This window comes from Leisingera sp. ANG-DT, assembly GCF_000813785.1.
In the GTDB taxonomy this organism is placed as follows: domain Bacteria; phylum Pseudomonadota; class Alphaproteobacteria; order Rhodobacterales; family Rhodobacteraceae; genus Leisingera.
On sequence record NZ_JWLE01000046.1, the window covers coordinates 20,143 to 30,768 of the forward strand.

Annotated in this window: 6 protein-coding genes; 5 read left to right on the forward strand and 1 reads right to left on the reverse strand. The window is 65.0% G+C overall.

Annotated elements, in window-relative coordinates; genetic code table 11:
• Positions 1-141: 141 nt before the first annotated feature.
• On the reverse strand, positions 142-3,498 hold the full coding sequence (carB, locus tag RA21_RS21035) for a carbamoyl-phosphate synthase large subunit (protein WP_039152433.1): 3,357 nt from the start codon (positions 3,496-3,498) through the stop codon (positions 142-144).
• Positions 3,499-3,699: 201 nt separating this feature from the next.
• Between carB and RA21_RS21040 the strand changes: the two genes are divergently transcribed.
• The 5 genes from RA21_RS21040 to RA21_RS21060 all read left to right on the forward strand — a co-directional run bounded on the left by RA21_RS21040 (position 3,700) and on the right by RA21_RS21060 (position 10,468).
• The gene (locus RA21_RS21040; protein WP_039152435.1) at positions 3,700-4,851 is read left to right on the forward strand and encodes an aminodeoxychorismate synthase component I; all 1,152 of its coding nucleotides are present in this window, start codon (positions 3,700-3,702) and stop codon (positions 4,849-4,851) included.
• Positions 4,794-5,447, forward strand: coding sequence for an aminotransferase class IV family protein (locus tag RA21_RS21045; protein WP_039152444.1), 654 nt, complete (start codon positions 4,794-4,796; stop codon positions 5,445-5,447). Before RA21_RS21040 ends, RA21_RS21045 begins: the two co-directional genes overlap by 58 nt.
• Before the next feature lie 350 nt (positions 5,448-5,797).
• Complete coding sequence (aspS, locus tag RA21_RS21050; protein WP_019296053.1) at positions 5,798-7,582, forward strand: aspartate--tRNA ligase; 1,785 nt, start codon at positions 5,798-5,800, stop codon at positions 7,580-7,582.
• 258 nt (positions 7,583-7,840) lie between these two features.
• Positions 7,841-9,226 carry a DUF1800 domain-containing protein gene (locus tag RA21_RS21055; RefSeq protein WP_039152438.1) on the forward strand — a complete coding sequence of 462 codons (1,386 nt, stop codon included), beginning with the start codon at positions 7,841-7,843 and terminating at the stop codon, positions 9,224-9,226.
• A 15-nt stretch (positions 9,227-9,241) separates the two neighbouring features.
• The gene (locus RA21_RS21060) at positions 9,242-10,468 is read left to right on the forward strand and encodes a DUF1501 domain-containing protein (RefSeq protein WP_039152441.1); all 1,227 of its coding nucleotides are present in this window, start codon (positions 9,242-9,244) and stop codon (positions 10,466-10,468) included.
• The last annotated feature ends 158 nt before the right edge of the window (positions 10,469-10,626 follow it).

Sequence of the window (10,626 nt, forward strand, 5' to 3'; positions counted from 1 at the left end):
AATGCGAAACAGCCCCGCTTGGTTCCCCCGGGGCTGTTTCCATGTCCGGCGGCAAGGCCGCACCGCAAAGCAAAAAGCCCCGGGAAATCCCGGGGCCTTTCTGTTTAAATCCGTGACAGCAGGGCGTCTGCGGAAGCGTGTTCACCCCTGCAGCGACTTCACCTCGACATCCCCTTCGGCCTGCGCCTTGATCGCACGCGCAGCGGCGTTGGAACCGGCCGCGGTGGTGAAGTAAGGGATCTTGTCGTAAAGCGCGACGGAGCGCATTTCCTTGCTGTCTTCAACGGCTTGCGCGCCCTCGGTGGTGTTCATCAGCAGTTGGACGTCGCCGTCCTTCAGCATGTCGATGACGTGCGGGCGGCCCTCATAGACCTTGTTGACCAGATCACAGGCGACACCCTGGCTGTCCAGCCAGGACTGGGTGCCGCGGGTGGCGACCAGGGTGAAACCCTGCTCGACCAGGATCTGCGCGGCTTCCAGCATCAGCTTGCCCTTGTCGGCGTCCTTGATCGAGATGAAGGCGCGGCCCTTGGACGGCAGCACCATGCCGGCGCCCATCTGTGCCTTGAGGAAGGCGCGGGCAAAGGAGCGGTCCCAGCCCATGACTTCGCCGGTGGAGCGCATTTCCGGGCCGAGGATGGTATCGACGCCCGGGAAGCGGGCAAAGGGCAACACCGCTTCCTTGACCGAGAACCAGGGCATGTCCGGGTCGGCCAGGGTCATCGGGTCGGCGATCGGGGTGTTGACGTCATAGCCAGCGTCCGGGCCGTAGGGCGGGCGCATCGGGAAGTTCGACAGCGGCTCCCCGGCCATCACCCGGGCGGCGATGGAGGCGATGGCGCTGTCGGTGGCCTTGGCGACAAACGGCACGGTGCGCGAGGCGCGCGGGTTCACCTCGATCAGGTAGATCTCATCGTCCTTGATCGCGAACTGCACGTTCATCAGGCCGACCACGTTCAGCGCCAGCGCCAGGGCGTTGGTCTGGACCTTGATCTGCTCGATCATGTCCTTTTCAAGCGAGTAGGGCGGCAGCGAGCAGGCACTGTCGCCGGAGTGCACGCCGGCCTCCTCGATGTGCTGCATGATGCCGGTGACGTGCACGTCCTTGCCGTCGCACAGCGCATCGACGTCCAGTTCGACCGCGCCGGCCAGGTAGCTGTCCAAGAGCACCGGGCTGTCGCCGGAGACCACGACGGCCTCGGCGATGTAGCGTTTCAGCTGGTCCATGTCGCGAACGATTTCCATCGCCCGGCCGCCCAGAACATAGGACGGTCGGATCACCAGCGGGAAGCCGATTTCGCCTGCGATTTCCAGTGCTTGCTCGTCGGTGGAGGCGATGCCGTTCTTCGGCTGCTTCAGGCCCAGCTGGTTGACCAGCGCCTGGAAGCGCTCGCGGTCTTCGGCCAGGTCGATGGCGTCGGGGGAGGTGCCCAGGATCGGGATGCCTTCCTCTTCCAGCGCGTTTGCCAGTTTCAGCGGGGTCTGGCCACCGAACTGCACGATAACGCCGTGCAGGGTGCCGTTGTCCTGCTCGACCCGCAGGATTTCCATCACATGCTCAAACGTCAGCGGTTCGAAATACAGCCGGTCCGAGGTGTCATAGTCGGTCGACACCGTTTCCGGGTTGCAGTTGATCATGATGGTCTCATAGCCCGCGTCGGTCAGCGCAAAGCAGGCGTGGCAGCAGCAGTAGTCGAACTCGATGCCCTGGCCGATCCGGTTGGGGCCGCCGCCGAGGATGACAACTTTCTTCTTGTCCGAGGGGCGCGCCTCGCATTCGACGTCGCCGAATGCCGGTGCCTCGTAGGTCGAATACATGTAGGGCGTCTGCGCCTCGAACTCGGCGGCGCAGGTGTCGATCCGCTTGAACACGGCGTTGACGCCCGCGGCGCGGCGGGCCTTGCGGACGTCGGTTTCTTTCTGGCCGGTCAGCTTGGCCAGGCGGGCGTCGGTGAAGCCAAGCATCTTGAGCGCGCGCAGGCCGGCAGCATCCGACGGCAGGCCGTCGGTGCGGATTTCCGCTTCGGCCTCGACGATCTCGCGGATGCGGGCCAGGAACCAGGGGTCGAATTTGGTGACCGTCTGGATTTCGTCATCAGACAACCCGTGGCGCATCGCCTGGGCGATGGTGCGCATGCGGTCGGGGGTTTGCTGGCCGATGGCCTTGATCACCGCGGCGGTGTCGCCTGCCGGTTCCCACGGGCCTGCGCCGACGCCGTCGATGGCAACCTCATCAAAGCCGGTAAGGCCCGATTCCATCGAGGCCAGCGCCTTTTGCAGCGATTCATGGATAGTGCGGCCGATGGCCATCGCCTCACCCACCGATTTCATCGCGGTGGTCAGGTAGGGCTCGGAGCCCGGGAATTTCTCGAAGGCGAATTTCGGGATTTTGGTGACGACATAGTCGATGGTCGGCTCAAACGACGCCGGGGTCACCTTGGTGATGTCGTTGTCCAGCTCATCCAGGGTGTAGCCCACCGCCAGCTTGGCCGCGATCTTGGCAATCGGGAAGCCGGTTGCCTTGGAGGCCAGCGCGGATGAACGCGAGACCCGCGGGTTCATCTCGATCACCACCATGCGGCCGTCGGCCGGGTTCACCGCCCACTGCACGTTGGAGCCGCCGGTTTCCACACCGATCTCGCGCAGCACGTTGATCGAGTGGGTGCGCATGATCTGGTATTCTTTATCGGTGAGCGTCAGCGCCGGAGCGACGGTGATCGAGTCGCCGGTGTGCACGCCCATCGGGTCGACGTTTTCGATGGAGCAGACGATGATCGCGTTGTCCGCCTTGTCGCGGACCACTTCCATCTCATACTCTTTCCAGCCCAGGAGGCTTTCGTCGACCAGGATCTGGTTCACCGGCGAGGCATCCATGCCGGAGCGGCAGAAGTGGATGTAGTCATCGCGGTTATAGGCGACGCCGCCGCCGGTGCCGCCGAGGGTGAAGGCGGGGCGGATGATCGCGGGCAGGCCGATTTCATCGAGGGCTTCCAGCGCGATGCGGACGCCTTCGTCCAGGTCCGCGGTGCCGTTTTCACGCTTGGGCGCGGTGACGATGGTGGCCTTGGGGTTTTCGATGCCGAGGCGGTCCATCGCCTCACGGAACAGCTTGCGGTCTTCGGCCATCTCGATGGCGTCGCGCTTGGCGCCGATCATCTCAACGCCGAACTTTTCCAGGACGCCCATCTCTTCCAGCGCCAGCGAGGTGTTGAGGCCGGTCTGGCCGCCCATGGTCGGCAGCAGCGCGTCGGGGCGCTCTTTCTCGATGATTTTGGCGACAACCTCGGGGGTGATCGGCTCAATATAGGTGGCGTCGGCCAGGCCCGGGTCGGTCATGATGGTGGCCGGGTTGGAGTTCACCAGGATGACCCGGTAGCCCTCTTCGCGCAGCGCCTTGCAGGCCTGGGCGCCGGAGTAGTCAAACTCGCAGGCTTGCCCGATGACGATGGGGCCTGCCCCGATGATCATGATCGACTGGATGTCGGTTCTTTTGGGCATGGCAGGCTTCCTCTGGTTTTTCGCGCGGGCAGGCTTTGAATCACGGGCGCTGGCGTGCGCCCAAATTGTCCTGCGTTATAGGGACCGCGCCGAAAGGTTCAAGGGGTATCGGAAACGGAATTGGAAATGCCGCATCCACCCCTTTTGTTCGCATAGCGAACAGATATATGTGGGGGCAAGAAACTCGCGGAGATTTTTTCAGTGCGGATTCGCTTTGACCGGGGCCCCAAGGGGGCTGGCACATGCTTTGACCAGCCGCTGCGCATGATCCGCGCGGACGGGCCGGAAGAGGTGCCTGCCGCACTGGCTGCGCTGGATGCGGCGCGGGACGCCGGGCTCTGGCTGGCGGGCTATGCGTCCTATGAGCTGGGTTATGCGCTGGAGCCGAAACTGGCTGTGCGGATGCCAAAGGAGCGGCGGCTGCCGCTGATCTGCTTTGGGGTTTATAATGAGCCGCTGCCGCAAAACACCGAGAGCAACGCCCGGCCGCGGGGGAGCGATGCGGGTCTCGAGGGTATTACCCCTCGTTGGGGCCAGGAGCGTTACACCGAGGCCTTCGCCGAAGTGAAGCGCAATATCGGCAAGGGTGACATCTACCAGGCCAACCTGACCTTCCCGATTGATGCAGAGGCCTATGGCTCTTCCGAGGAGCTCTATGCGGCCTTGCAGGCGAAACAGGCAGTTGGCCACGGCGTTCTAGTCGAACAGGACGGGCTGCCGGACCTGTTGTCGCGCTCGCCGGAGCTGTTCTTCCGCACCGATGCGGAGGGCGTGATTGAGACCCGCCCGATGAAAGGCACTCAGCCGCGTAGCGACGATCCCGTCGAGGACGCCCGCCGCCGCGACTTCCTGCGCCAGGACGAGAAGAACCGCGCCGAGAACCTGATGATTGTCGACCTCTTGCGCAATGACATCAGCCGCGTGGCGCAGACCGGGTCCGTGCATGTGCCGGAGCTGTTTGCGGTGGAAAGCTACGCCACCGTGCATCAGATGGTGTCGCTGGTGCGGGCAAAATTGCGGCGTGATGCCGGGCTGGCAGAGATCTTTGCCGCTCTGTTCCCCTGCGGGTCCATCACCGGCGCGCCCAAGATCCGGTCGATGGAGATCCTGGCGGAGCTGGAGCCCTGGGCGCGCGACATCTATTGCGGCACCATTGGCTGGGCAGCGCCAGACGGGTCGTCCGAGTTCAACGTGGCGATCCGCACCCTGATGCTGGAGGACGGCCGCGCGACGCTCAATGTGGGTGGCGGCGTGGTCTGGGACAGCACTGCGGATTCGGAATATGAGGAAGCGCTATGGAAAGCCCGGTTCGCCCGCGTGACGCCGTCCAGAACGATCCCGCTTTCCGCCTGATCGAGACGCTGGGCTGGCATCCGGGGCAGGGGTTCCGGTATTTGCAGCCGCATCTGACCCGGATGGAGCGCAGCGCGGCGGCCTTTGGCATTCCCTTTGATCCTGATGAGGCTCAAGCGGTTCTGACAGAGGCTGCCGGCGATGCGCCGCTGCGCTGCCGCCTGACGCTGGATGCGGAGGGGCGATTGGCGCTGACCACGGCTCCTTTGGGAAACACCCCGTCTGAATGGCGGCTCGGCATTGCAGAGACCCGGCTGGAGGCCGGTGACTTCTGGCTGCAACACAAGACCACCCGCCGCACGCTTTATGACACTGCGCGGGCCGCGCTGCCGGATGGCGTAGATGAGCTGCTGTTCCTCAATCAGCGCGGCGAGGTTTGCGAGGGGACCATCACTAATGTCTTTGTGACCTGTGCCGATGGCTGGATGGTGACGCCACGGCTTTCCTGCGGCCTGCTGCCGGGCATCCTGCGGCAAGTGCTTCTGGAGCGTGAAAAGTGCCAGGAGGCGGTTCTGGGTCTGCAGGACTTGAAGCGTGCGCAAGCCATCCACATGGGCAACTCGCTGCGCGGGCTGATCCCGGTGCGGCTGGTCTGACAGGCAGTGCTCCCGCGCACAACCGGCCCCCTGGCTGGCGCCAGCGGGCCGTTGACCTTGGGCCCGGCAGCGCACCTGACGGTGCGCTGCACGCCGCGCCGCAGGCGCGGCGCCTGGCCCAACGCTGAAGGTCCCGTCGCGGCAGCGGCGGGGCTGGGGGGGGCGGGAGATCCCCGATAGCGTCCGGAACCGCCGATTTCAGGTGTTCGTCCGCGCCGAAATGCCCCTGTTTGCTTGACAAGCGCGCTGCAACCTTGTGTACCACCCCGGACGAATTTAAGCGCCCGAATGCGCATTTCCCGAATGACGGTCCCCAAGGACCCGCGACCCGCATAACGAAAGGCCGAGCCATGCACGCCTACCGCAGCCACACCTGCGCCGAACTGAACAAATCCAACGTCGGTGAAACCGTCCGCCTGTCCGGCTGGGTTCACCGCGTCCGCGACCACGGCGGGTTGCTGTTCATCGACCTGCGCGACCACTACGGCGTGACCCAGGTGATGGCCGACCCGGACAGCCCGGTGTTTGCCGAGATCGAGAAGGTGCGCAGCGAATGGTGCATCCGGATCGACGGCAATGTCATGGCCCGCGACGAGAGCCTGGTGAACCCGAAAATCTCCACCGGTGAGATCGAAGTCTTCATCCGCGACATCGAAATCCTGGGCAAATCCGAGGAACTGCCGCTGATGGTGTTCGGCGAGCAGGAATACCCGGAGGAAACCCGCCTGCGCTACCGCTACCTGGATCTGCGCCGCGAGAAGATGCAGAAGAACATGGTGCTGCGCGCCAATATGATCCAGTCGATCCGCAAGCGCATGTGGGACATCGGCTTCAACGAATACCAGACCCCGATCATCACCGCGTCCAGCCCCGAGGGCGCGCGCGATTTCCTGGTGCCGTCGCGCCTGCATCCGGGCAAATTCTACGCGCTGCCGCAGGCGCCGCAGCAGTTCAAGCAGCTGATGATGGTCTCGGGCTTTGACAAGTATTTCCAGATCGCGCCCTGCTTCCGTGACGAGGACCCGCGCGCTGACCGGTCACCCGCGGACTTCTACCAGCTGGACATGGAAATGTCGTTTGTGACCCAGCAGGACGTCTTTGACACCATCGCGCCGGTGATGGCGGGCGTGTTCGAGGAATTCGGGCAGGGCCGCAAGGTGGACGCCGCCGCCGACTGGCCGCAGATCTCCTACAAGGATGCTGCCAAATGGTACGGCACCGACAAGCCGGACCTGCGGAACCCGATCAAGATGCAGGACTGCTCCGAGCATTTCCGCGGGTCCGGGTTCGCGATCTTTGCAAACCTCTTGGAAAACGAAGGCACCGAAATCCGCGCTATCCCGGCGCCGACCGGCGGCTCCCGCAAGTTCTGCGACCGGATGAATAAGTTCGCCCAGGGCGAAGGCCTGCCGGGCATGGGCTATATCTTCTGGCGCGACCAAGGCGAGGGCATCGAGGCCGCAGGCCCGCTGGCCAAGAACATCGGGCCTGAGCGCACCGAGGCGATCCGCCAGCAGCTGGGTCTGGGTGTCGGCGACGCGGCCTTCTTCCTGGGCGGCAAGCCGAAAGCGTTTGAAGGCGTCGCAGGCAAGGCCCGCACCGTGATCGGCGAGGAACTGGGCCTGATTGACAAGGACCGCTTTGCCTTTGCCTGGATCGTCGACTTCCCGATCTACGAGAAGGACGAGGAAACCGGCAAGATCGATTTCGAGCACAACCCGTTCTCGATGCCGCAGGGCGGCATGGACGCGCTGCTGAGCGATCCGCTGGCCGTGAAGGGTTACCAGTACGATCTCGCCTGCAACGGTTATGAGCTGGTGTCCGGCGCGATCCGGAACCACAAGCCGGAAATCATGTTCAAGGCCTTCGAGATCGCCGGTTACGGCGAGGACGAAGTGAAGAAGCGCTTTGGCGGCATGGTCAACGCCTTCCAGTACGGCGCCCCGCCGCACGGCGGCTGCGCGGCCGGCATCGACCGCATGGTGATGCTGCTGGCCGATGAGGCCAACATCCGCGAGGTCATCATGTTCCCGATGAACCAGCGCGCCGAGGACCTGATGATGTCGGCACCGTCGGAGCCGCTGAGCGAGCAACTGATGGAGCTGGGGCTGCGGGTGATCCCGCAGGATCAGTAACTGCCGCGAGGATTTTGTTGAGGCCCGGGTATTTGCCCGGGCCTTTTCCTTTGCCGCCGGGGCGCAGCCGGAATTCTGCGAAAATTCCGGCCAGCAATACAGGTGTTTTCCTGGCCGTTTTCCGCGCCAGAAAACGGTTTTCCGATAAGTTGTATGGCAAACCGCGGAAACTTGCGTATCACTTGAAATTCACCTGTGGGCGGGGACGGTGATGCTCTAACCTGCAGGTGTACTGACAGTCCGGGGGCAAGCAGGGCCATGCAATTCGACGGCGATTTGGCTGAAATCCGTTTTGGTGCAGGGCTGTCGCCGCTGCTGCCGCCGCCGGCGTCGGCCGCAGACATGCTGGAGCGGCTGCAGGAAACAGATGTCATTGCACAGCGGTTTCCGGTCAGCAGATTTGAAGACGTCGCTGCCGGTGTTCAGGAATACCGCCAGCTGCGGCGTGCGCGCAAAGAGCAGCAGGATGCAGCCGGGGCCGAGGCGGCTCAGCAAGCGTTCAAAAGCTACCGCCGGGCCCAGAACCGCCTGCGCTTCGAATGGCATGGCCAGCGGCTGCTGCGCATGGTCCATTCCAGGGATGGATTTCGGGAGAGACTGGCCCTGTTCTGGGCCGACCATTTCACCGCGCAGGGCAAGACCGGCGCCTGGCGGCATCTGGCCGCGCCCTATGCTGAAAGCGTGATCCGTCCTCATGTGGTGGGCCGGTTCGAGGACATGCTGATTGCCGCGGCAACCAGCCCGCTGATGCTGCAATACTTGGATCAGAGCCGCTCCTCCGGCCCCGGCAGCCGCGCAGCAGCGCGGCGCAAGCGGCTGAACGGGCTGAACGAAAACCTGGCCCGCGAGGTGCTGGAACTGCACACACTGGGGGTGGACGGGCCTTACAGCCAGGCAGATGTGCGGCAGCTGGCGGAACTGTTCACGGGGCTGAGCATCTCGAAGGAGGCAAGGTTCGTGTTCCGGCCGGGAATGACCGAGCCGGGGTCCGAAGCCGTTCTGGGGGAAACCTATGGCGGCGGCAAACCAAAGCTGGAACAGGTGCTGGAGGTCTTGCGCGACCTAGCGCGCCATCCCGCCACCGCGCGCCATCTCGCGCGGAAACTGGCGGTGCATTTTGTGTCTGACACGCCGGAGACGGCGCTGGTTGATCATATGGCTGCCCGCTACCTGGAATCGGATGGGGCCCTGCTGGCGGTTTACGAGGCGCTGCTGGAGCATCCGCAGGCCTGGGCGCCTGAACTGAAAAACGTGAAACCGCCGTTTGACTTTGTTGCCTCTGCCTGCCGGGCACTGGCCGTGCCTGCAGCCCGAATTGAGACATTCAAGCCCGGGCAGAAGAACCGCCTGCTGCTCGCGCCGCTGACGCCGATGGGGCAGCGATGGGAGTTTTCCGGCGGCCCGGACGGCTGGCCGGAAGCAGACGCCGCCTGGATCACCCCGCAGGCGCTGGCCGCCCGGCTGCGCTGGACGATGGCAGCGCCGCGGCGGCTGCTGCAAGAGCTGCCGGATCCGCGGGACTTTGCGCAGAACGCCTTGGGCGGATACGCCAATGAGAGAGTCCGCTTTGCTGCCCGTGCGGCGGAAACCCAAGCCGAGGGGATCGGCCTGATCCTCTCTTCTCCCGCATTCCAGCGCCGCTGACAGGAGGATTTCCAGATGCAGATGACCCGACGTTCGCTTCTGGCCCGTTCCGCCGCCCTGGGCTGCTCGCTGGCGGCCAGCCCGCTGCTGACCCCGGTCACCTTTGCCGCTGCGCCCTGGGACACACGGCTGGTGGTGGTCATCCTGCGCGGCGGCATGGATGCGTTGGATGTGATGCAGCCCTATGGCGACCCGGACTATGCCGGGCTGCGGCAGAGCCTGGCGGGCGGCCCGGCGGCGGGGGCTGCGGACCTGGACGGGTTCTACGCCTTGCACCCGGCGCTGGCACCGCTGCTGCCGCTGTGGCGTGCTGGCCAGCTGGGCTTTGTGCAGGCGGTCTCAACCCCCTACCGCGACCGGCGCAGCCATTTTGACGGCCAGGACCTGCTGGAGGCCGGCACCGCCGGGCCGGGCGAAGCGGAGGGCGGCTGGCTGAACCGGCTGTTGCAGCAGTTGCCGGGGGTGGAGGCGCGCACCGCCTTTGCCATCGGCCAGGAGCGGATGCTGCTGCTGCAGGGCGGCGCGCCGGTCTCGCAATGGGCGCCGGGGGCCGGATTGGCGATGAGCCCGCAGGCGGAGCGGCTGGCCGGCCTCTTGATGGAGGAGGACCCGCTGTTCCATGCGGCCTTGAACGAGGCGCTGGAGCTGACCCGTCAGGATCTTTCACTGGACTTGGGTCAGGAGGATGGCAGCAGCGATGAGGGCGAGGATATGATGATGTCCATGATGACCGCGCCGAAGGGCAAGGCGCATCAGGAAGTTGCCGCCTATGCAGCGCAGCAGCTGCGCGGCGAGACCCGGATTGCGGCGTTCTCGATCAACGGCTGGGATACCCATCAGCGGCAGGCCAATGGCTTGAAAAATGCGCTAGGGCGGCTGTCTGAGGCCATTCTGACCCTGCAAAGCGGCTTGGGGCCGCAAGCCTGGGGGAAGACGGCGGTTGTGGCTGTCAGCGAGTTCGGACGCACCGTGCGGGAAAACGGCACCGGCGGCACCGACCATGGCACCGGCGGCGCGATGCTGCTGGCTGGCGGTGCCATCCGCGGCGGCCGGGTGCTGGGGCGCTGGCCGGGATTGGCGGAGACGGATCTCTATGACCGCCGCGACCTGATGCCGACCGCGGATGTGCGCGGCCAGCTGGCCTGGCTGCTGCACGGGCTGACAGGTGCTGGCAGGAGCGGTTTGCAGGCCAATGTTTTCCCCGGTCTGGACATGGGCGCAGACCCGGGCCTGCTGCTGTAGCAGTTAAAGTTCCTGACAGGGGGTTGTGCTCCCGCCGGTCCGGGCCCAAGGCCGCCAAGCGGCCCGGCGCAAGCCGGGAGGCTGCGGGCGCGGGAGAACTGCGGATGCGAGTGATTTGGGGGAGCGCGGGAGTTGGGCCGGCGGGTACGGCGCCGCGG